At 36.8% G+C, this 23925-nt stretch carries 19 protein-coding genes and 1 other annotated feature; of the genes, 14 read left to right on the top strand and 5 right to left on the bottom strand.

Annotated elements, in window-relative coordinates:
* Positions 1-131: 131 nt before the first annotated feature.
* The 3 genes from ACIQZA_RS15480 (at position 132) to ACIQZA_RS15470 (ending at position 3432) form a co-directional block, all read left to right on the top strand.
* On the top strand, positions 132-1034 hold the full coding sequence (locus tag ACIQZA_RS15480; protein WP_400941390.1) for a fumarylacetoacetate hydrolase family protein: 903 nt from the start codon (positions 132-134) through the stop codon (positions 1032-1034).
* 228 nt (positions 1035-1262) lie between these two features.
* Entirely contained in the window at positions 1263-1631 is a 369-nt protein-coding gene (locus tag ACIQZA_RS15475) for a YisL family protein (RefSeq protein WP_400941392.1), read from the top strand.
* A gap of 331 nt (positions 1632-1962) precedes the next feature.
* Positions 1963-3432, top strand: a complete 1470-nt coding sequence (locus ACIQZA_RS15470; protein ID WP_402882367.1) for an alpha-amylase family glycosyl hydrolase — start codon at positions 1963-1965, stop codon at positions 3430-3432.
* Between the two features lie 94 nt (positions 3433-3526).
* Here the strand turns inward: ACIQZA_RS15470 and ACIQZA_RS15465 are convergent, their stop codons facing one another.
* Both ACIQZA_RS15465 and ACIQZA_RS15460 read right to left on the bottom strand, forming a co-directional pair.
* A complete protein-coding gene (locus tag ACIQZA_RS15465) occupies positions 3527-4384 on the bottom strand; it encodes a DegV family protein (protein ID WP_402882378.1) in 858 nt (285 codons plus the stop codon).
* Between the two features lie 275 nt (positions 4385-4659).
* Positions 4660-5469 (bottom strand): Cof-type HAD-IIB family hydrolase, encoded by an 810-nt coding sequence (locus ACIQZA_RS15460; RefSeq protein ID WP_142510277.1) that lies wholly within the window; start codon positions 5467-5469, stop codon positions 4660-4662.
* 121 nt (positions 5470-5590) lie between these two features.
* Between ACIQZA_RS15460 and ACIQZA_RS15455 the strand changes: the two genes are divergently transcribed.
* Positions 5591-6355 carry a prolyl oligopeptidase family serine peptidase gene (locus tag ACIQZA_RS15455; RefSeq protein ID WP_402882364.1) on the top strand — a complete coding sequence of 255 codons (765 nt, stop codon included), beginning with the start codon at positions 5591-5593 and terminating at the stop codon, positions 6353-6355.
* A 53-nt stretch (positions 6356-6408) separates the two neighbouring features.
* The gene (locus tag ACIQZA_RS15450; RefSeq protein ID WP_100545611.1) at positions 6409-6717 is read left to right on the top strand and encodes a metal-sulfur cluster assembly factor; all 309 of its coding nucleotides are present in this window, start codon (positions 6409-6411) and stop codon (positions 6715-6717) included.
* Positions 6718-7207: 490 nt separating this feature from the next.
* Here ACIQZA_RS15450 and ACIQZA_RS15445 read toward each other — a convergent pair whose 3' ends face one another.
* Positions 7208-7894 (bottom strand): Crp/Fnr family transcriptional regulator, encoded by a 687-nt coding sequence (locus ACIQZA_RS15445; protein ID WP_400941403.1) that lies wholly within the window; start codon positions 7892-7894, stop codon positions 7208-7210.
* Positions 7895-8164: 270 nt separating this feature from the next.
* Between ACIQZA_RS15445 and ACIQZA_RS15440 the strand changes: the two genes are divergently transcribed.
* Positions 8165-10291 (top strand): ATP-dependent Clp protease ATP-binding subunit, encoded by a 2127-nt coding sequence (locus ACIQZA_RS15440; RefSeq protein ID WP_402882361.1) that lies wholly within the window; start codon positions 8165-8167, stop codon positions 10289-10291.
* Positions 10292-10339: 48 nt separating this feature from the next.
* Here ACIQZA_RS15440 and ACIQZA_RS15435 read toward each other — a convergent pair whose 3' ends face one another.
* Positions 10340-10534, bottom strand: coding sequence for a YjzD family protein (locus ACIQZA_RS15435; RefSeq protein WP_402882359.1), 195 nt, complete (start codon positions 10532-10534; stop codon positions 10340-10342).
* A gap of 1307 nt (positions 10535-11841) precedes the next feature.
* Here ACIQZA_RS15435 and ACIQZA_RS15430 point away from each other — a divergent pair.
* The 3 genes from ACIQZA_RS15430 to ACIQZA_RS15420 all read left to right on the top strand — a co-directional run bounded on the left by ACIQZA_RS15430 (position 11842) and on the right by ACIQZA_RS15420 (position 14677).
* Positions 11842-12780: a beta-ketoacyl-ACP synthase III gene (locus ACIQZA_RS15430; protein WP_400941410.1), complete on the top strand. Its 939-nt coding sequence runs from the start codon at positions 11842-11844 to the stop codon at positions 12778-12780.
* Positions 12781-12811: 31 nt separating this feature from the next.
* Positions 12812-14053 (top strand): beta-ketoacyl-ACP synthase II, encoded by a 1242-nt coding sequence (gene fabF / locus ACIQZA_RS15425; protein WP_142510271.1) that lies wholly within the window; start codon positions 12812-12814, stop codon positions 14051-14053.
* Between the two features lie 393 nt (positions 14054-14446).
* Positions 14447-14677 carry a YuzI family membrane protein gene (locus ACIQZA_RS15420; RefSeq protein WP_142510270.1) on the top strand — a complete coding sequence of 77 codons (231 nt, stop codon included), beginning with the start codon at positions 14447-14449 and terminating at the stop codon, positions 14675-14677.
* A 62-nt stretch (positions 14678-14739) separates the two neighbouring features.
* Here ACIQZA_RS15420 and trpS read toward each other — a convergent pair whose 3' ends face one another.
* Positions 14740-15729, bottom strand: coding sequence for a tryptophan--tRNA ligase (gene trpS, locus ACIQZA_RS15415; RefSeq protein ID WP_142510269.1), 990 nt, complete (start codon positions 15727-15729; stop codon positions 14740-14742).
* Between the two features lie 300 nt (positions 15730-16029).
* Positions 16030-16264: a binding site (T-box leader), on the bottom strand.
* A gap of 605 nt (positions 16265-16869) precedes the next feature.
* Here trpS and spxA point away from each other — a divergent pair.
* The 5 genes from spxA (at position 16870) to ACIQZA_RS15390 (ending at position 23678) form a co-directional block, all read left to right on the top strand.
* Positions 16870-17265 (top strand): transcriptional regulator SpxA, encoded by a 396-nt coding sequence (spxA, locus tag ACIQZA_RS15410; RefSeq protein WP_024362527.1) that lies wholly within the window; start codon positions 16870-16872, stop codon positions 17263-17265.
* Between the two features lie 436 nt (positions 17266-17701).
* Positions 17702-18370: an adaptor protein MecA gene (gene mecA / locus ACIQZA_RS15405; RefSeq protein WP_400941414.1), complete on the top strand. Its 669-nt coding sequence runs from the start codon at positions 17702-17704 to the stop codon at positions 18368-18370.
* A gap of 27 nt (positions 18371-18397) precedes the next feature.
* The gene (locus ACIQZA_RS15400; protein ID WP_402882356.1) at positions 18398-19672 is read left to right on the top strand and encodes a competence protein CoiA; all 1275 of its coding nucleotides are present in this window, start codon (positions 18398-18400) and stop codon (positions 19670-19672) included.
* Positions 19673-19720: 48 nt separating this feature from the next.
* Complete coding sequence (gene pepF, locus ACIQZA_RS15395) at positions 19721-21532, top strand: oligoendopeptidase F (RefSeq protein ID WP_402882354.1); 1812 nt, start codon at positions 19721-19723, stop codon at positions 21530-21532.
* A 457-nt stretch (positions 21533-21989) separates the two neighbouring features.
* On the top strand, positions 21990-23678 hold the full coding sequence (locus ACIQZA_RS15390; RefSeq protein ID WP_402882352.1) for an MFS transporter: 1689 nt from the start codon (positions 21990-21992) through the stop codon (positions 23676-23678).
* Positions 23679-23925 lie beyond the last annotated feature (247 nt).

Genomic DNA, 23925 nt, shown 5'->3' with positions numbered 1-23925 from the left:
GGAACGGAAATCAACCACACGTTATGGTGAAAAAACACAAATTATTCGGAATAAAAATAGTTATCGTAAAAGTAAGGCAATTTCTATAATTTTGTTGTATCATGTAGAAAAAAGAAGGAGCTCTGAAAATCATGAAAATTTTATCGTTTAAATTAGGTGGACATGTAAGCTTTGGACCAAAAGTAAAAAAAGAAGAAGCGGTATGGGATGTACTCGCTATTCAAAATGAACTTCAAGTTCTCCCTTCTTTTTCAAGTTCAATTGTAGATGGCATTGCTCTAGGCTTTGATTTTGTTGAACAGATTCGTAAATTAGTAGAAGCCGCTGAAAAATCAGACCGTGCAGAAAGTTTCAAACGTGAATTTACAGTGATCGAGTGGTTATCACCGATTCCACGTACACCAAAAAACATTATGTGTATTGGGAAAAACTATGATGAACATGCTAAAGAAATGGGGACAGAGGCAGCTCCAATAGACTTAATGGTATTTACAAAATCTCCGACTGCTATTGCAGCTGATGGCCAAACAATTTCTATTCATGCTGATCTTTCATCAAAAATGGATTATGAAGGCGAATTAGCAGTTGTCATTGGTAAGCGTGGTAAAAATATTCCGAAAAACTTAGCATATGATTATGTATTTGGCTACACGATTGCCAATGATATAACAGCTCGTGATTTACAAGAAAAACATAAGCAATTTTTCTTAGGAAAAAGCTTGGAAGGAACTTGTCCACTTGGACCTTACCTTGTAACAAAAGATGAAATTCCAAATCCACAAGATTTAACAGTGGTAACAAAAGTGAACGATGAAGTGCGTCAAAACGGCTCAACAAAAGATATGATGTTCACTGTAGAATCATTAGTATCGATTTTATCTCAGCATGTAACATTAGAGCCAGGTGATGTTATTTTAACGGGTACTCCAGCGGGTGTTGGCAAAGGCATGAATCCGCCACAATTCTTAAAAGCTGGAGATACTGTGAAAGTGTCTATCCAGGGCATCGGTACTTTAGTAAATCATTTTGAATAATACTCCAAATCCGCGTGAGTTTACCTCCGCGGATTTTTATCCTTTTCGGCATTGTTTATCTGTAGCGACAGCAACAAATGTTTTCTGTGCGAAAGCGAAGCGACAGCAACAATGATGCCGAGGCATAATTGTTGTATATTACATGAACACTATTGTAATGTTTGAAACCCTTTCCATCACATGGTAGGATAGAGTTTGATAGAAAAAAGAATATGAGGTGGGAAAATAATGAATTTCTTAACTAGCCAAACGCATTTGCATATTACCACTTGGGTAGTTGCAATCGTAATCTTTTTAATTGCAGCATTAATGGGCAAGCAGTCAAAAGGCTTACATATGACATTACGTTTATTCTACATTTTAATTATCATTACTGGTGGGGCACTATTCATTAAAGGCATGGATTATAATATGGGTATGCTCTACGGCTTTAAATTCCTAGGCGGTATTTTAGTTATTGGGATGATGGAAATGGTATTAGTTCGTCAAAAGAAAAATAAACCAACAGGTATGTTTTGGATTTTATTTGCAGTATTCTTATTCATTACATTATATTTAGGCTTCAAACTACCAATGGGGCAAACTTTCTTAGCATAATTATTTGGAAAGGTCGTGAAGATTTCGCTTCACGGCTTTTTATTTTGGAGAGAAGATGAAATTGCTTAGGTAGCTTAAAAGACTGATCGGGTTAGCCAGAGAAGTGCTCGGGTAGGTAAGAAAACTGATCGGGTTAGCCGAAGAAGTGCTCAGGTAACTCGAAAAACTGCTCGGGTCCCCGCCCGAGCCACTGAATGAATTGATAGTAAAAGTTGACACCTTTTTGTCGTAATTAATTTTGCATTTTCGGAAAATATTTTTAAATGATAGCGACGTGACTATTTTATTTGGTAAAATGACGATGGATTGGTTTGAAAGAGAGGGAATAAATGTGAAATTCAAGAAGTGGATAAGTGCGACAGCTGCATCGCTTTTACTAGCAACTTCATTAGTGAGTGCTACACCAATTGCGTATGCTGATGAAGCATCGACAAGAACGATTGCAGAAGAAAGCATCTATGATTTACTCGTTGACCGTTTCTTTAATGGTTCGGGCACTAACGATTTTGATACAAATACGCAAGACCCTACTAAGTTTGCAGGAGGCGATTTTGTAGGCTTACAGGAAAAACTAAAATTTATCGGAGAGATGGGCTTTACAATCGTTTCTATTGGTCCGATTTTTACCACTGAGAAATATGATGGATCGATGCCGACGAGCTACTCTACAATTGAGCGTCATTTTGGTACATCTGAGGAATTCCAAAGCGTCATTGAGGCCTATAAAGCTAAAAATGTATCGATCATGGTTGATTTCCCGCTAAACAACGTAAGTCCGAATCATGAGTGGGCAAAAGATCCAGCGAAAAAGGATTGGATTGCTTCAACAAATAATGGACAAGTACAGTGGGACTTAACAAACAAAGATGTACAAGAAGCACTTATTAAATCAGCAACAGATTTTGTCTCTACATATAATGTTGGTGGGGTGCGTTTAACAAATATTGCTGGTGTCGATACAGGATTTATCAATGAAGTGATTAAAGCAGTAAAAGATTCGAAAAAATCGCTCTATGTGATTTCGAATGAAGAAAGTGATGCAAACTTTGATGCAAGTATTTCACCGGCTACGGCTGATATTTATCGTAATATATTTAAAAATGTTGATATGGATTCTTCTAAGTTGATGGAACCTTTTACGGGTGAAAAGCCAACTCAAATTATGGTGGATTCCCTAGAAACGCGTCGTTTCACATTTGATTCTGCAACAGAAAATATGTTCCCACCAACGCGTTTGAAAATGGCGATGGGTGCTTTATTTATGATGCCAGGAATTCCAGTTGTGCAATATGGTACAGAAATTGCGATGAACGGGGAAACAAAGCCAGATACGCACCAAATTTTCAACTTTAAAACAGATGATGAATTAATCGAATATATTAAAAATGTTCAATCGTTACGTAATAAATCTGAGACATTACGCAAAGGTGATTTTGACGTTATTACCAATGAAAATGGCCTACTTGTATTTACACGTACATCCGATAAAGAAAAATGGGTCATCATGGTTAACAACACTAGTAAAACACAACGCGTTGATTTAACACCTGCTCAACTTGGGGAAGGTAAAATGTTAAATGGTATTATCCATCAAGAAAAAGTTCGTATAAATGAAAAAGACGTATATCCGGTTATTTTAAATCGTGAAATGGTAGAGGTTTATCAAGTTAGAAATGATGAAGGATTAAATGTACCTTATATGGTAGCACTAGGATTAGTATGGGTTATATTCATAGGATTTGTAGTTGTTATTATTAGACGAGGTAAAGTACGTCGTAATGAGCAAGATGCTCAATCATAAAGGGTGCTTCACCCCTTAATGATTTTACAGGTAGTTAATACAAGATAAAATGATAGACCCCCTCAACACTTTTTAAGTGCTGAGGGGGTTTTTGTTAAGCTTGATAGCTTTTATTCGTAAAGAAAATAGCAATTGTACCTGGTCCAACGTGTGAGCCTATTGCTGAGCCAATCATTGTTACTTGAATGGCTTTTGGCGAAAATCTTTTTTGGATAGAAGCCTTTACTTCGTTGGCAAAGTCCACATCATCACTATGACTAATACCAACAATTTTATCAGAAAAATCATCGCCGCGTTCTTGCATTAAATCTAACATGCGAGCGATGGCTTTTTTGCGCCCGCGAGATTTTTCAATCGGCACAAGCTTACCGTCCTCTACATTTAAAATTGGTTTAATGCTTAGGAGCCCTCCAAGAAATGCGCTTGCTTTTGATACACGCCCACCTTTAGCAAGGTAATCTAAATCCTCAACCGTAAATAAGTGTACCATTTGTGGGGTAAGAGCTGTGATTTTTGCTTCGATTTCTTCCAATGAAGCACCTGTATTTCGAAGTCGAACCGTTTCTTCGACTACTAGGCCAAAACCAAGTGAAGCACATTTAGAATCGATAATAGCTAATTTAAGGGAGGGATATTGCTCCTGCACTTGATTGCGAATCATGACCGCAGTATTATAGGTGCCTGATAATTCCGATGAAAAGGCAATATAAATCCCTTCCTCTTCATTCTTTGCTAGATTTTCGAAATGGTTGAGAAAAATCTCTGGTGATACTTGGGATGTTTTTGGGCGAGCACCTTGACGAATAGCATCGTAAATTTCTTTGGAATCAATTGAAATGACATCATCATATTCATTATTGTTCAATTGCACTCGTAGTGGAAGAAGTTCAACATTGTTTTCTTCATAGTAAGACTTTGGTAAATCGCATCCACTATCAGTAAAAATTTTCATCATTTGTCCCCCTAATTTAATATTCTATATGAGAAGTTTTCAAATACCTATACTACATAACAGGTGAACAAGTGTCGAGCTTTCACTTTCCACTCTAGGTTTCTCAAAACTATTTCGAATGAAATATTATATAGATATATTATCATATCGAGTTTCAATATAATTGCAACCTAGGATGTTTAACTTTATTCAATAAGTACCCATCGAATAAAGAGTACTCTTGAATAAAGTTAAACAGAAAAAAATGGGGTATTTATGTTCAAATTACTACTTAACTAGGTTAATTTCAAGCGATCGATGAGTATTTTAGCGATGCCATCGTCATTATTGGTTGTAGTAATTTCATTGGCAATATTTTTTAAAGAAGGAATACCGTTGCCCATTGCTACACCGATACCTGCATAATCGATCATTTCTAAATCGTTATCTTCATCACCGAATGCAATAATACGCTCGCGTGGGATTCCTAAATCTTTTGCTACATGAGCGATTCCTACTGCTTTATTTAAGCCACGGTGAACAATCTCAATAATGTGAAGTGGTGCACCCCAACGGCGATGTTCAATAACCTCTGCATGAACAGCCTGTAAATGATCACGAATAATCATGGAATTTACTTCATTCGCTTGAATTAGTAAACTAGTTGGGTCATCAAGTAAATGAGTATAGAGATCTCCAAGAGTAATTTTTGGATTCCCCATATTAAAAATATTTAATATCCGTTCATCTTCTGTATGCACATAAATATCGTCCTTAATCTCAGCAATGATATTTTCGTATTCATAGCTATTGATGGAATCGACGACATCATGCACTACGCCTAAATCAATAGGAGTATGCATAGTTTGCCAAGCAGCATTTTTTGGGTGGTGGACGTAAGCACCATTAAAATTCACGATGGGCGTTGTAAGGCCAAGCTCGTGATAGTAAATATCACTCGCACGATAAGGACGACCTGTAGCAATCATCACTTGATGGCCATGTTCTTTTGCCTGCAATAATGTTTTTTTAGTTTTTGCTGAAATTTGTTGTTGGTCTGTTAATAACGTACCATCTAAGTCCAAAACGATTAAATGCGGTTTCATAGCTTATTGCCCCTTTCATATAATTTGAATAGTATCTCTTTGTAAACCATTCGTCAAAATTTTGTCACAGTGAGAAAAGTTTGCTAACATAAAGATGAGACAAAAATTGGGAGTGACAAAGATGATTGTTGAAAAAGAATTGTGGGGAAATATTCCTTTATTACATATACATACGGAAAATATGAATGAAGAAACCCCGGTTGTGGTTTTTTTACATGGCTTTATGAGTGCAAAAGAACATAACTTACATTATGCATACCAATTAGTAGGCAGGGGGGTGCGTGTCCTATTACCAGATGCAAAATTACATGGCGACCGTAGTGAAGGTCTATCTGAGATGAAAATGAGCTTACATTTTTGGGATATCGTTTTAAATTCTATTCATGAAGTTGAACAATTATATAATGAATTAAAGAATAAAAAATTATTATTGAATGATAAAATTGGCGTTGCTGGTACATCGATGGGTGGAATTGTAACATCAGGCTGTTTAAAGCGTTATGACTGGATTAATACAGCAGCAGTATGTATGGGTGCGCCAGGATTTCTTAAATTAGCGGAGTATCAATTACAGCAATTTGCTAAAAGCGGTGTGAATTGGCCAATGTCCGAAGAAGAAGTACAACAAACGAATGGGCTTCTTGCTAAATATGATGTCAGTCTAACACCAGAAAAATTCGCAGGAAGACCTGTGTTATTTTGGCATGGGGAATTAGATAAAACCGTTCCTTTTAATGAAACGTATAATTTTTATTTATCTTTACGCAAATACTATGAAAAAAATCCAGAAGACTTAAAATTCTTAGCAAATAAAAGAGCGGGTCATGCTGTGTCTCGAGACGGTATGTTAGCAGCAACTGAATGGCTTGCACAGCATTTGGCATAATAAGATACATCTGCTATGATTAAGTTAACACTGTGACGGAAGGAGAAATACAGATGGATCAAGATATGAAAGACAGCATGTTAGGTGCATTAGAAAATGTAATTGACCCTGAGCTTGGTATTGATATCGTCAACTTAGGTTTAGTATATGATGTAGAGTTAGATGAAGAAGGTGTAGCAACTGTTACAATGACATTAACTTCTATGGGTTGCCCGCTTGGACCTGTTATTGTTGATCAAGTGAATACAGCTTTAGGTGAGCTTCCAGAGGTAAAAAGTACAAATGTCAACATTGTATGGAATCCACCTTGGTCAAAAGATAAAATGTCACGCTATGCAAAAATGGCATTAGGTGTACGCTAAGTCCACTTAAAGCACAACAAAAAATCCCTGCTTATAACAGTAAGCAGGGATTTTTGCTGTTTCTGTTCCGAGCTACTCACCAAACAGAAGAAACTTATAATAATGACACTATTGTACATCTGGTGTTGCGGATACTACGCTTTCGCACAGAAAAACATTATTGTTATAGTTTATTGTTTTATCACTATGAAATTTAGTAACATACGCTATGAGATGTGGTTGATTGTAGTGGAGGCTGGGCGACTCCTCAGGGATCAGCAATAGAGGAACGAAGGCTAAAAGCATCACATCCTGTGATAACGCCTTCGTGACCAACATCGTGTTGGCCCGAGACCCTGGAGCGAGCAACGCGAGTGAAGCGGCTCATCGGACGCCCCCAGGAAAGCGCCCAGCCGGAACGGAAATCAACCCCTCGCTTTGCTGGAGCCACGCTTTAATAGCACAAAATCCCCGCTTATTACGGTAGGCGGGGATTTCGTATGTAAGTGTATTAATCAATACGACATATTTGTAACGGACAATTTTCACAGGCAATTTCATCCTTTAAAAATTGTAGATCGTGAATAGTTATATAACCTTTTTCGAAGGAGACGATATTGTGCTTCTTTAAGTCATTAAGCATGCGATTAATCATCTCTCGACTCGTTGCACATAAATTAGCGATTTCTGTATTTGTTAATGGGATGTCAATATAAATTGTGTCATTTTCTAAAGACTTACCATAAGTATTCGAAAGACGGATGAGTGTTGAAAATAAAGCGCCCTTTTTACCATTTAAAACTAGATCGCGCAAACGACTTTGATGCTTTAAATTTTCTGTTTGCAACCACTTCATATATTCCACCATTAAATTAGGTTGTTCTACTAGTAAAAGTTCCAATGATTCACGGCTTAGAACATATAAACTAGAGGGTTCTAAAACTTTAGCAGTCATAGAATTATACGTAAGGTTACAAAATAATGAGCCTTCTCCAATAATACTATCAGGACCACAAATACGAATGGTTAATTCCTTCCCATTCTCCGTTTCCTGGCTAATCGAGATAGCTCCTGTTTTTATATAATAAATTTCTTGCGCACGTTCGCCCTCTAAAAAAATTTTACTATCCTTATTTACTTTAATAAAAACACCGTGCTTTTGAAAAAGATCGTGAAATTTTTCTTGTATATTATCCATTATAACCATATTTCCAACACATCGCTTTCTTTTTGTGAAAAATTGTCAATTCTTACAAAAGGATGGTGAGCAATTTTGATACTAAATCTAAGAAACATACTTTATTATAACGTAATTTTCCAGTTATAAGGGGATAAATTTTAGGGCTAATTCTTTGCGGAGGTTTGTCGTGTGTTGTAAAATAAAGTTAGTCAAAAAAGGTCAAACATTTTTGTGAAACAGAGTGGCGAACGGGATTCCGCTTAACATTATTGAAAAGGAGTGCTAAATATGCAATTTCAACAAACTAATGACAAAAAACCATTAGAACAATTTGGACGTAATTTAATTGAAGAGGTAAAAAATGGAAAAACGGACCCGGTAATCGGCCGTGATGAAGAAATTCGGAATGTTATTCGTATTTTAACACGTAAAACGAAAAATAATCCTGTTTTAATAGGTGAGCCGGGGGTTGGTAAAACAGCAATTGTAGAAGGGTTAGCCCAACGTATCGTAAAGGGCGATGTGCCTGAGGGGTTAAAGGATTGCATACTGTATGAGTTAGATATGAGTGCTTTGATAGCAGGTGCTAGTTATCGTGGACAATTTGAAGAGCGCTTAAAAGGTGTTTTAAAAGAGGTAAAAGACTCAGAGGGGCGCATCATTTTATTTATAGATGAAATTCATACGATTGTTGGTGCAGGTAAAACGGATGGTGCGATGGACGCTGGGAATATGCTGAAGCCAATGCTTGCACGAGGTGAGCTACATTGTATCGGGGCTACAACATTAGATGAATACCGTATGTATATTGAAAAGGATCCTGCTTTAGAGCGTCGTTTCCAACAAGTACTTGTACGTGAGCCATCTATTGAAGATACCGTTTCCATTTTACGCGGCTTGAAAGAGCGCTTTGAATTACATCATGCAGTACGCATTCATGACCGTGCGATTGTAGCAGCAGCAGGCCTTTCAGATCGCTATATTACAGAGCGTTTCCTGCCAGATAAGGCTATCGATTTAATCGATGAAGCATGTGCGATGATTCGAACAGAAATTGATTCCATGCCACAGGAATTGGATGCAGTAAAACGCCGTATTATGCAGCTTGAGATTGAGGAACAAGCACTACGTAAAGAAAAGGACGAGGCGAGTAAAAAGCGATTAGAGCAACTCAGTGAGGAATTAAAAAAGCTGAAAGAATCTTCTGTGGGCATGCTGAAACAATGGGAAACCGAAAAAGAAGTGTTACATGGCATTCAGAAAAAACGTGAAAAACTTGATAAATACCGCCGTGATTTAGATGAAGCAGAAAGTAAATATGATTTAAATAAAGCAGCCGAACTACGTCATGGGAAAATTCCTACGCTTGAAAAGGAAATTCAAGAGATGGAAAAACAATTTGAGAATGGTACAGAATCACGTATTTTACGTGAAGAGGTAACAGCTGATGAAATTGCATCTATCGTTTCACGATGGACAGGGATACCGGTGACGAAATTAGTAGAAGGTGAGCGTGAAAAATTATTGCGCTTAAAAGATACATTGCATGAGCGTGTAGTCGGACAAGATAATGCTGTACAACTTGTTACAGAAGCGGTATGGCGTGCTAGAGCTGGTATTAAAGACCCGCATCGACCAATTGGTAGCTTTTTATTCTTAGGGCCAACAGGTGTTGGTAAAACAGAGCTTGCGAAGGCACTAGCGGCACAGCTGTTTGATTCTGAGGATCATTTTATTCGCATTGATATGAGTGAATATATGGAAAAACATAGTGTATCACGTCTTGTAGGGGCACCTCCAGGCTATATTGGCTATGAAGAAGGTGGTCAATTAACAGAAGCTGTTCGCCGAAATCCATATTCAGTAGTGTTATTAGATGAAATTGAAAAAGCCCACCCTGATGTTGCAAATATTTTACTGCAAATATTAGATGATGGACGCATTACGGATAGCCAAGGTCGTATGGTCAACTTTACGAACGCAGTGGTCATTTTAACTTCTAACATTGGCTCAAGCTATTTAATGGAAGCGAAGGAAGACGATGTTGCAGTTGAGGATTTAGTGATGGCTGCACTGCGTCAACACTTTAAACCAGAGCTGTTAAATCGTATGGATGATATCATTATGTTCCATGCGTTATCGGATGTCCACTTCACAGCGATTGCTTGGAAATATGTCGAACAGCTTGTCAAACGAGTTGCAGAGCAAGACATTACTTTACAAGTAGAACAAAATGTAATTGACTGGGTTGTAGAACAAGGAGCAGATGCTCAGTTTGGCGCTAGACCACTAAAACGCTTCGTGCAACGCTATATTGAAACTGCGGTTGCAAAAGAATTGCTTCGAGGTGAAGTATTACCAGGTGAAACATTGCACATTAGAATGCATGATGGCCATTGCATAGTTGAAAAATAACAAAAAAACCTGTTACGCATTGAGCGAAACAGGTTTTTTCTAGTTGAATTAATGATTGTCTGCAGCTTCTGGAGTTGACTCGTTTGGAATAACTGCACCGATGATGAAAATAAGAATTGTAAATACAACTGATGTGACAACAGCAGTTGGGAAATCAAAATCTACACCAAGTACAGAACTTACTACGTAGTTTAACATTGAAACTAGTAGGAATGACCATATGAATGTTACGATATATCGCATTAATTTCACCTCAACCGAACTTTTTTATATCATTATCATATCATAACATAAATCGAAAAAAAAAAAACCTTTTCTGTGAAACATGGCGAAATTGTCACAACGATAATCCTACTTTTGTACTTTCGTGCAATTTCATTGGTATCAGCGAAATTCGAAGACGTCGTAAATGCTGATTGCTAGAGAGTCGTGGTTGTTTGAATTTGGAAAAATAATCGATTGGTTCATGTCACCTTTCGATTTCCAGTTTCACGAAGTGTATCTTTTCGTTGATTCTACTTTAATGTAGAACATGATTTTTTCGTTATTGTTGGCATGTATAATTATTATCATTGTTTTAATGAGTGAAGAAGTTATAGAGAAAAAGAACTAGTGAAGAAAAGGTTGTAGTATTAGAGTTCATACTCACTGCAATTTTATTTTATGGTGAAAAGGGCTAGCATATGGTTATCTTTTATTCAAACTAATGTTGAGTTCTAACGTATCTCATACCGAATTGGGTCATCTGTGCGTTGGTCATTTTTGATTTGAAACTTTTTTACATATCATTCGTATTATAACTAGACAATTCGAATTGATAGAACTGAAAAAAGGGAGAAATGAAATTTTGAACCATTGAATGAAACAATTACTTTTTGTGATTTACTTAATTACCATTGCGGATGCGTATTACTCAACGTTGTTTATTGAACCGAAAGCACCACCGCAACACCAGACCATTAAAGCGTCAGCCATAACGTTGATACAACTACGGTAGCAAACCTAACAAAAAGAAATGTACAACACGTCGTTTGAAACCTTCTGTACTGCAACACATCAAGCGATTTCTTCAGAGCATTAAATGTTCCAAAGAGAATATGATCCTTAACGACCTATTAGAGAATAGATTGGACATACGCAGATTCATGCGAGAGCCACCTTTCATCTTTTTACGATATCGACTTTTACGTTGTTGATAATTTATATATGAACAAAGCTAAAGCTGCAGATTTATTGCAGCTTTTTTTCATTAACCGCCATTTTTAAATTTTTCAGCTTCACTTATCCCCAAAAGTTTGCTTTTTCTTGCATCAGCTCTAAAAGTTGGAGATGACATTTGTTAAATCGTATGCAATGTATATAAGTTGATTTACGTTCCAGATGGGTGATTCCTTAGGATTTATCGGATGCCCCAAGTCGGAACGGAAATCAACCCCACGTTAGTAATGAGGAACGTTAAATTTAATTCATCTTGCACCTCTCCTTCGTTATGAGTTATAATTAAGACCAGTTACTAATAATTGATAGTAAGAAAGCAGAGGGGTTGCTAAATGAACGCTGGTATTATAGGAATTGGCAAATACGTTCCGGAGAAGGTCGTTACAAATTTTGATTTAGAAAAAATGATGGACACTTCGGATGAATGGATTCGAACTCGCACAGGGATTGAAGAACGCCGTTTTGCAGCAGATGACCAAGAAACTTCAGATTTAGCAGTAGCTGCTGCAAAAGAGGCTATTGCAAAAGCAGGTATTACACCAGAGGAAATAGGCTTAATACTTGTAGCAACAGTAACACAAGATCAAAATTTTCCAAGTGTAGCATGTATGGTTCAGGAGCAAATTGGAGCAGTCAATGCAGCTGCGATGGACCAAGCAGCTGCTTGTGCAGGGTTTATATATAGTTTAGTGACAGCAAAGCAATTTGTAGAATCAAATGCTTATAAATATGTCTTAGTAGTAGGTGTTGAAAAGCTGTCGAAGGTACTTGATTGGGAAGACCGAAATACCGCTGTGTTATTCGGTGACGGTGCAAGTGCAGCAATTGTTGGTCCAGTATCAGAAGGTAGAGGTATTTTATCATTTGAGCTTGGAGCTGACGGTACAGGTGGAAAGAATTTGTATTTAACACAGCAGGATACAATCGCTATGAATGGCCGTGAAGTATTTAAGTTTGCAGTTCGTCAAATGGGTGAATCTGCTGTAAACGTTTTAGAAAAAGCAGGTTTAACAAAAGACGACGTAGATTTTTTAGTGCCGCATCAGGCGAATATTCGAATTATGGAATCTGCTCGTGAGCGTCTAGAACTACCACCGGAAAAAATGTCGAAAACGATTCATAAATATGGTAATACATCGGCAGCGTCTATTGGTATTTCCTTGGTAGATGAGCTTGAGGCAGGTAAGATTAAAGATGATGATTTATTAGTACTTGTTGGATTTGGCGGTGGCTTAACATGGGGTGCCGTTACAATTAGATGGGGAAAATAAAAAACGAAAAATGCTTGAGGGGAGTAAGACAATGAGTAAACGACGAGTAGTAATTACAGGAATTGGCGCAGTTACACCACTAGGGAATAGCATCGAAGAAACATGGACTAACATTAAAGCAGGAAAATCTGGCGTTGGCGAGTTAACACGTTTAAATAAAGATCTTTTCGCAGCGAAAATAGCCGCTGAAGTGAAAGACTTCAATATTGAAAAGTATATTGAACGTAAGGAAGCTCGTAAAATGGATCGCTTTACACAGTATGCCTTAGCAGCGTCTATCATGGCGATGGAAGATGCACAATTAACAATCGATGAAGAACTAGCACCACGAGCAGGTGTCTGGATTGGCTCTGGAATCGGTGGTATGGAAACATACGAACAACAATTTTTAACATTCCAAGAGCGCGGAGCAAGACGTGTAAGTCCATTCTTTATTCCAATGATGATTCCAGATATGGCTTCAGGCCAAGTGTCGATACACTTTGGGGCAAAGGGCATTAATTCTTGTTCAGTAACTGCTTGTGCTTCAGGTACAAACTCCATTGGGGATGCTTTTAAAGTAATTGAGCGTGGCGATGCAGATGTTATGATTTCTGGTGGTGCAGAGTCGCCAATCGTTACGATGGCAGTAGCAGGCTTCTGCGCAAATACTGCATTATCTTTAAATACAGATCCAGCAACAGCTTGCCGTCCATTCGATAAGAATCGCGATGGTTTCATCATCGGTGAAGGTGCGGGTATTGTTATTTTGGAAGAGTACGAGCACGCAAAAGCACGCGGTGCAAAAATCTACGCAGAAGTTCTTGGCTATGGTGCAACAGGGGATGCGCATCATATTACCGCTCCAGCTCCAGAAGGAGAAGGTGCTTCTCGTGCAATGATGCAAGCTTTAACTGATGGAGGCGTAGAAGCTTCACAAGTAGACTATATTAACGCACATGGAACAAGTACACCATATAACGATTTATTTGAAACACAGGCAGTAAAAACAGTCTTTGGTGAACATGCCTATAATCTTGCAATGAGTTCTACAAAATCAATGACAGGTCACTTATTAGGTGCAGCTGGTGGTGTTGAAGCTATTTTCACAGCGCTAGCACTTAAAGAAGGCATTTTACCACCGACTATTAATTTAACAGATCCAGATCCAGATTGTGATTTAGATTATGTACCGAATGAAGCTCGAAAAGCAGAGATTAAATATGCTATGAGTAACTCACTTGGATTTGGTGGACACAACGCTAGTCTACTATTCAAAAAAATTGAGGAATAATTAAGTAAAACTATAATCAGTGGGGATTTCATCATCCCTACTTTTTTTATTATTAAAAATTAGAGTGTCATGTCAAAAGATACATGCTATGTAAAGTGGTTGATTGGAGCGGAGGCTAGGCGACCCCTTGGGGCTCATCGGACGCCCCCAGGAAGCTTTGCTCTGTGCGAAAGCGAAGCGTCAGCTGCAAATGTTTTCTGTAGCGAAAGCGAAGCGGCAGCTACAAAGCGCCTAGCCGGAACGGAAATCAACCCCTCGTTTTGCCAGAAGAACCTTACGTTATTTGATATGATCAACAAAAAAAACGTCAGCCTAATTTACATGGCTGACGTCTTTTTTTATAGTTTTGTGAATAGATGATAATTAAGAAGAAATAGAAAGGATGTCCTTATCTTGTTCCGACTCTTTTTATTTTTAATGAGCTATGGCTTATTGATTCTCTCAGTAGGGAATCTCATTTTGTATTTGAATTATCGGACGCTCGGATATTCCTGGCTAGTAGTTTTTAAGTTCATGGCACAAACATCAGCATTTTATATGGCCATTGGATCAGCCGTTGTGTTATGCGCTGTTGTGCTTGATCTTGGTTATGATAAAACTATAATTGAAAAAGATAAGATGTAACTCTTAAGTTACTCTCTTTTTGGCCAAGCTCTTACAATCATCTTTATGATAAAGTCTTCTTTTTAGCGACGTGCACGACCAAGGCCCATTGCTTCTTCCATGCGTTTTAATGTAGCACTTGCAATTGCATTTGCCTTTTCAGCACCTGCATCTAAAATAATATCTAATTCTGAGGATTCTACCAAATTATAGAACTTCTCTTGAATTGGTGTTAGGTGATCAATAACCGTTGCTGCCACACCTTGTTTGAAACCACCATAGCCAACGCCTTCGTATTTTTTTACAAGATCGTCAATAGATACGCCTGAAATCGCAGATTCGATTGTTAGTAAATTAGAAACACCAGGTTTATTTTCCACATCAAATGCCACAAAACCATCAGAGTCAGTAACAGCCGACTTAATTTTTTTCTCAATATCTTTCGCTGAATCTAAAAGCTTAATTGTCGCTTTTGTATTTGGATCAGATTTACTCATTTTCTTAATTGGTTCTTGTAGTGATTTGATACGAGCCCCTGCTTTTGGTAATTGAATTTCAGGAATCGTTAAAACGTCACCATAACGTTTGTTAAAGCGCTCTGCTAGATCACGAGTAAGCTCTATATGCTGCTTTTGATCATCACCGACAGGGACAATGTTTGTATTATACAAAAGGATGTCTGCCGCCATTAATGGTGGATATGTTAGTAGAGCGGCAGATACGCTTTCCTTACCGTGAGATTTATCCTTGAACTGTGTCATACGTTCAAGCTCTCCAATCGATGCGACACATTGTAGCATCCAGCCTGCCTGTGCATGTGCTGGCACTTCTGATTGAATAAATAATGTAGATTTTTTAGGATCGATGCCAGTAGCGATATACGTAGCTGCTAGATTGCGAATATTTTGACGTAATTCCTTTGGATCTTGTGCCACTGTTATTGCATGCTGATCGACGATACAATAAACAGCATCACCTTCATCTTGTAATGCAGGGAATTGCTTAAACGCACCTAAATAATTCCCTAGAGTTACAATACCTGTTGGCTGTACGCCTGAAAAAATAGTTGTCATTGTCATTTCCTCCTTGAATTTAAGTCCCTTATTTTTACATAAAAGACAAAATGAAGAGTCGTCACCAAAAACGTGTGGTTGATTTCCGTTCCGACTGGGCGCTTTCCTGGGGGCGTCCGATGAGCCGCTTCACTCGCGCTGCTCGCTCCAGGGTCTCATCTGTGACGCTAATCCCCAAGGAGTCGCCCAGTCTCCACTACAATCAACTATTTCGTAATAGACGTTTTAATAAAAGTCATTCACAATTCTTGGTGATGAACCGAAATAAAAAAACATCATGCGTCCTCATTAGTTCTCTAATGAAGGGACGAATGATGTTTGAATCCGCGGTACCACCCAGCTTGCCTAAACAGGCCACTCTACTTCGTAACGTGAAGGGGACGAGCTCTGCTAATAGACTTCGGTAAGGAAACTAAGCCGTTCACAAAGCTAACTCGGAAGTCCATTCCAAATGCTTACACGATCTGTTTGCAGCAACCACAGACTCTCTAAACGTGTAAAATGCAAATGTACTACTCTTCGTCAGCGTTTTTTATTTAGTTCAATAACCGTCTTCCATCTGTATAGATGAGGTGAACTCACCAAAGACATAATTGATTGATTGCAAAAAATTATATTATAAAGGCTCAGTGAAATGCAAGTGCGTAAAGTCAGACTTTTGGCGGTGTTCATTATTGAAAAAAAATTATATGCTATTATCGCTGGTTTTTTTATCTATTCAGCATCCCTGGAAAGCGCCAGTTGGAACGGAAATCAAACAAACGTTATGGTGATGGGCTATTTATTTGAAAATGCAACCAATATTAGTAAATATACGTCTATATTGTACGCACTGAACTGACAATATTCTCGTTTAAATTTTTTAAATGAGAACAAAAATAATCGGATATGAGTGTTTAAAATGTGCTACGAATGGGAATATTATTAGTAGCTCATTTAGATATACCAAGAAGTAACTGCTTTGAAAAGTTATATAAAAAGACAGAAAATTTCGTGGGATAGGGTTATTCTTTTTTTTATTGGAACTATATTCAAACATCACAGAGTACTGTATAATGGTATGTAGATTACATTACATTAATTCTAATTTAATACACTGGTTTATAGATAATGATTAAAAGGAAAGGATGTGTCAGTATGATAGTAACTTTATTTACATCACCAAGTTGTACGTCTTGCCGAAAAGCGAAAGCATGGTTAGAGGAGCATGAAATCCCGTATACAGAACGTAATATATTTTCCGAACCATTAAGCATTAGTGAAATTAAAGAAATTTTACGTATGACAGAGGATGGTACGGATGAAATTATTTCAACTCGATCAAAGATTTTCCAAAAACTGAATGTTGATGTTGAAAGCTTACCATTACAACGTTTATATGAGTTAATTCAAGAGTATCCAGGTTTATTACGTCGTCCAATCATTTTAGATGAGAAACGTTTACAAGTTGGCTACAATGAGGATGAAATTCGTCGTTTTCTACCTCGTAAAGTTCGTGCGTATCAATTACAAGAAGCACAGCGTATGGTGAACTAATATCTCCATATTCTGCACAGAATAAGTATTAGGTGTTACATATGCATCAAGCATATTGTGACATCTATTTTTTTGTGTTTTACTTATGTAAAACCTTCTATATAAAGTATAATAAATAGTAGGGAAAAGTCATATATTTCCGTAAAGTATGTTAAACTTGATTTTAACTTAATAGTTTACTACAATTTCAATAATTCAAATATCTTCTGTTGAAACGGTGTATATCCTTTTCATTTTATGACAGAACAGCATACAATATAATTAGAGACAACTGTGGACAATAAAATTTTGATTTCGGTTGCTCAACGGTTTTACTGTAGTGTGGTCAAAGGTTGAAAAACAAAAACGGAGTATGAGGTTAAAAACAATGAATAAAAGCATACTAATGAAACAAAACTGTTTTTCGACAAATGACAGTGAAGGGAGATGAGGTCTAGTGGACATCGAACGTGTAAACGAAAATACACTCAAGCTCTTTATTACGTACAATGATATAGAGGATCGCGGCTATAGTCGTGAAGAAATTTGGTACAATCGAGCAAAGGGTGAACAACTTTTTTGGGATATGATTGATGAAGTAAACACTGAGGATTACTTTGATGTAGAAGGTCCTATTTGGATTCATATCAATGCGTCTGAAGTAGGCTTAGAAATCATTGTCACACGTGCACATATTTTAAAAGACGGTGAAACCTTAGATGGTTCTTCGCAATTTGGCGAACACAAAGAGATGTTTGCCCCATTTGAGGACGTTGGAGAGGATCTTCTCAGTCAACTAACTCAGTTTGGTGACTTAGATGAGTCAGAGTTATTTATGGATACAGATATTTATGTTTATAAATTTAAAGATATTGATGAGTTAATCCCTGTAGCGAAACGCATGACAGATGAATTAGTGGATTCCTCATTATTTAAATATGAAAATTGGTACTATCTGGTAGTTGACTTCACAAACGCAAATGAAGAACTAAATCATCACGATAGAAATGCCGTTATTAAAGAATTTTTAATACCATCAAATTTCACAATTCATCGCTTAGAGGAATATGGCGAAAAAATTATGGAAATCAATTGCTTTGAAACAGTACGAAAATATTTTATTTAAAGTATTGAGTACTTGAATTGGAGTGACTTGACTGTAAACAAACTTGGTGATTATCAAGTTTGTTTACAGTCTTTTTATTTAGAAATTAAAAAGATAGCAATTTTTAAATTTCAAGAAAAAGCCGTTCTTTATTTGTTGCTTTTAAAACACTCCTTTACAATTAATCGAAAAGGAGATGATTTTATGCTTATGGCCTATAACGAGCTTCAGCAGATTTTCCTCCCATACGAGTATTCAAGGGAAGCATTACAACGATATAGGCGGCAGATGAAATTTTATTGTCCCCAATGCCAACAGCCTGTCCAATTAAAGATTGGCCAATATAATATCCCTCATTTCGCTCATATTGCTAATAGTAGTTGTGAGCGGTTATTTGCAGAGGGTGAATCAAAACTTCATTTACAAGGAAAAGTACAATTATTTGAATGGCTGAAAAAACTCGGGCATACAGTAAAGCTTGAGCCTTATTTACAGAAACTTGCACAGCGACCAGATATGCTTTTAATAAAGGAGAGACAGCAAATTGCTATTGAATTTCAATGTAGCACAATTTCACATGAAAAGTGGCAATTGCGTACATCTGGATATGAGAAAAATTCTATACAGCCATTGTGGCTTTTTCAAACACCTCAAAAACAATCTACACAAGGTATTCAAAAAATTTCTATTTCTCCAATTATGCAAAAGATAATAAATGTCACAGCACAAGGCTTGGCTTATTTGGTGACCTATGATGCAAACACTTCGAGGTTTATTTATTGGACGAATCTTCTTCATGTTCAGGGGCATACTTTTATAGGCAAAGTACAGGAACTGACGGTTAACAAGCAATATTTCCCTTTTTATGAGCCTAAGCCAATTACGAAAGAAGAATTTCAACTTTATTGGCAGCTTTATAAAAAGCATTGTAAACAATTCGTATACCAACGATTATTACTTCGTAAAAATGGGGTACAAGATTCATTTTTACGAAGTAATTATGAGTTACGCTTTACTTTAACTGCAATGCCTGATTACGTAGGTGTTCCGGTAAAAAATGCAGAAGCGATACCGATGTTTTCTATTGAGTGGCAAACGATTTTCCTTTATTTTTGTCGTCGATTACAATTAGAACCTCATGAACTAGACGGGAGAACTATTCGATCGTTTTTAATCGAACAAAATGTAGAGGTAACAAATCAAGCGGTACAAGCAATCAAAAATTACGGAATGGTGCTGGCGGAAAGTTATGAAGAAAATCGTTTTTCTGATATTTGTGAGCAAATGTACGCACATTTATTTGCAATTGCCACAATATACTGAGAAAATATGAGAGTATAGGAAAAGATAACATATTAAGGGGGCTGGCACATGGCTAGTAATCAAATTTTAGTAAGAAACGAAGTTCCAGAAGAGTTAACTTGGCGCTTGGAGGATATATTTGCAACTGACGCACTTTGGGAAGAAGAGTATAAAGAAGTTGGAGAAATAGCAAAAAAGGCATCTAGCTATGCAGGTACTTTAAAAAATGGAGCAGATGCATTATTAACAGTTCTAACTTATCACGATGATATTTACCAACGTACAATGAAGCTTTATACGTATGCTCATATGCGTTATGACCAAGATACGACAAATAGCTTCTACCAGGATATGAATAGTCGTATTCAAACATTAGCGACTAGTATCTCAGCTGCTCTATCGTTTTTAACACCTGAGATTTTATCATTGAGTGAAGAAACAATAGAACATTACTTAGCAGAAAACAAAGACTTACAACTGTACAAGCAATCTTTAAAAGAAATAACGATGGCACGTCCGCACGTTTTACCAGCAGAACAGGAAGCATTACTTGCACAAATGTCTGAGGTTACAGGTACTGCTTCCAATACATTTAGTATGTTAAACAACGCAGATATAGTCTTCCCTAAAGTGAAAAATGAAGATGGAGAAGAAGTGCAACTAACACACGGTAACTATATTAAGTTTCTAGAAAGTAAAGATCGCACTGTTCGTGAAAATGCCTTTAAAGCAATGTATGAAACTTACGGTAACTTTAAAAATACGTTTTCGACTACAATAACTGGCAATGTTAAAAAGCATAATGTAAACGCGCGTATCCGTAATTATGATTCTGCACGCCACGCAGCAATGTCTAACAACTTCATTCCAGAAAGTGTTTATGACCAATTAGTAGAAACAATCCATAAGCATTTACCAGCTATGCAGCGCTATATCTCATTACGTAAGAAACTTTTAGGTGTGGACGAACTGCATATGTGGGATTTATTTGCCCCACTCGTTAAGGAAGTCGATATGAAAGTCACTTACGACGAAGCGAAGGATATTTTAGTAAAGGCTTTAGCGCCACTAGGTGAGGAATATCAAGGCATTGTTCAGGGTGGTCTTGAAAATCGTTGGGTGGATGTCTTAGAAAACAAAGGGAAACGCAGTGGTGCGTACTCTTCAGGTGCTTATGGAACGAATCCATATATTTTAATGAACTGGCAAGACAATATTAATAATCTGTTCACACTAGCTCATGAATTTGGCCATAGTGTACACAGTTATTATTCACGTAAAAATCAGCCGTTTGTTTATGGTGATTATTCTATTTTTGTGGCTGAAGTAGCTTCGACATGTAATGAAGAACTGTTAAATGATTATTTACTGAACACAATTGAAGATCCACAACAGAAAATTTATTTATTAAATCATTGGTTAGATGGCTTCAGAAGTACTGTTTTCAGACAAACAATGTTTGCTGAATTTGAACACCTAATCCACCAAATGGATAAGAATGGTGAATCTTTAACAGCGGAGCGTTTAACAGAGGTTTACTATAATTTAAATAAACAATACTTCGGCGAGGATATTGTTGTAGATGAGGAAATCGGCTTAGAATGGGCTCGTATTCCACACTTCTACTATAATTACTATGTGTATCAATATGCTACAGGTAAATCAGCTGCAACAGCATTAAGTAAACAGATTTTAGAAGAGGGTACACCAGCTGTAGAACGTTATATTAATAATTTCTTAAAAGCAGGTTGTTCTGATTTCCCGATTGAGGTATTGAAGGCAGCAGGTGTTGATATGAACGTTGCTAAACCGATTGATGATGCATGTAAAGTATTTGAAGAACGTTTAAATGAGTTAGAAAAATTATTGTTGAATAATTAATTTCGAAGGCTGTAGGTATTTCACTACAGCCTTTTTTCTATGATTAATTAAATAATAAAAATTTAAGGAATAATGATTTTTTTTGATTTCTAAATGGTTTAAAATGTGTATCTTGGAAAAATACTGTTTGTAATCGCTTTCTATTTGACAAATTTGTGAATCTATCATCGGACTTGTTGCTATATTTACTATTCCATGATAAATTGATTCATGTGAAATAAATCACAAAACAAACATACACCCCTTTGTTTGAACGTGAACATTTCTCCCATCCCCTTTGTGAAAAAGAAGCGTCACTATCTGTCGAGGATAGTGGCGCTTCTTTTATTTTTAGAAAATGTTCCGATAAATAAATAGAGCTAATCTATAAATAAAATGAATGCAACCAGTTGCATTCATTTTATTTTTTCTTTATAATGCAATCAAATGATTACATTTTATGAAAAGAGGTTAGAAAGTGAAGAGTAAACAAAGTTATATGATGCCGGTAATTGCTGCGGCTCTTGGTTTTTTTATGGCTTTATTGGACACCACAATTGTGAATGTTTCTTTGCCAAAAATTACAGCATACTATGAAACGACAATTGATCAAATTTCTTGGGTGATTGATAGCTACAACATTGCCTTTGGTGTTGTTTTGCTAACGGCGGTAAGATTTGCAGATCAATTTGGTAGAAAGAAAATATTTCAAATAGGGCTTATTTTGTTTGTAATTGCGTCAGTTCTATGTGGATTATCACAATCTATTGGGTTATTAATTTTATTTCGGTCGATTCAAGGTTTGGCGGCAGCAATGATTGTTCCAGTATGTGTCCCTTTAGTACTTGTTCATACTCCGGCAGAAAAGGTTGGTGTTGTAACGGCACTATTTGGAATAATGGCTGGGGTATCGACTGCATTGGGACCGACAATTGGAGGAGTAGTCTCAGAGAACTTTTCATGGCAGTGGATATTTTATATTAATGTACCGATAGGGATTTTAGCAGTGAGTTTAATTCATTATTTTGTACATGAATCGTATGATTCTACTGCCTCTAAGAAGATCGACTGGATGGGTATGATAACAATTAGTATTTCATTGTTTGCACTCATATACGGTCTTTTACAAGTGAAGGAAGTTGGGTGGTCATCACCACTTGTACTATGTTGTTTAATTGGCAGTGTTATAGGCTTATTATTATTTGTAAAGTTTGAATCAAAAAATAAAGATCCAATGCTTCCAGTTCAGTTATTTAAAAACTATCAGTTTGCATGCGGGAATATCGCACTGTTATGTTTAGGAATCGGGATGATGTGTGTCTACTTTTTAATGGCATTTTATTTAACAACAGTAAACGGAATTTCTCAGATACAGGCGGGTTTAATACTTAGCTCATCTTCTATAGCGACAATGCTCATTACACCTCTTGCAGCTAAAGCAAATAAATGGGGGACATTATGGTTTGGTGTCATTGGTTATGTACTATTTAGTATAGGAACCTACTTGTTAGGTTTTATTTCATCAGATCAATCGGTTTGGGTTATTGTAGGAGTTTTAATGATTGTTGGTTTAGGATCGGGTTTAATCTTTAGCCCATTATCAATAGCACTCATTTTGCAGGTTCCCGAAGAAAAGGCTGGGATTGCATCAGGGTTATTTCAAGTAAGTCGTGTCATTGGGGCTGCGGTTGGCGTGGCAATTTTAGTCGTGATGCTACAGCATATGATGCAAAACGAAATGAAAGCAGCAAAAAATGAAATGATCGAAAAGGTTGAGATAAGTAAATTTAGTGATAATACGAAGGAAAAGCTAAAGCTTCAATTCGAAAAAAGTAAAAATGAGGTAACAGAAAATAAATCGTCACTACAAGACGTTTTACATAAGTTAACGGACGAAGAGGAAAAAGTACTAAAATCTTCACCAGATAAAGTACATGCTGAAATTAAGGAAAGATTCGCTATTGAAAGAAAGGAAATAATAAATCTTTATCCAGCGTTAGAAAAAATAATGAAGGATCATATTTCTTTAGCATATAAAGCAGTTTTTAGATTTGGAGCAATTGTCATGTTAATTGGTGCCGTTTTCGCTTATTTAAATGGCATAAATGCAAGAAGAATGAAGAAATATATAAGAGAACGAAACTTTGAAGCTGCTAAGAAATGTTAACTTTTTTGAGCTGATGTACAAACATTCGAAATAAATAAAGGAACTCAATCTAATAACGCCACATCCTGTGGCATTACCGAAATGACCAATATCAGCCCTCGTGCAGGCCAAAGCACAAAGCCGATTCCAGACGCATTGTTTATTTGTGCGAAAGCGGCAATTATGCCGAGGCATAATTGCTTAAACTGAATGCAACTGATTGCTATCACTTTTTAATTCCGATATAATATTGAGCAAATTATGGTCG

The sequence above is a fragment of the Lysinibacillus sp. NPDC096382 genome (genome assembly GCF_044762845.1).
GTDB lineage: Bacteria > Bacillota > Bacilli > Bacillales_A > Planococcaceae > Lysinibacillus.
Note: the sequence above shows the minus strand (reverse complement) of the source record. Positions and strands in the feature narration are given on the sequence as shown.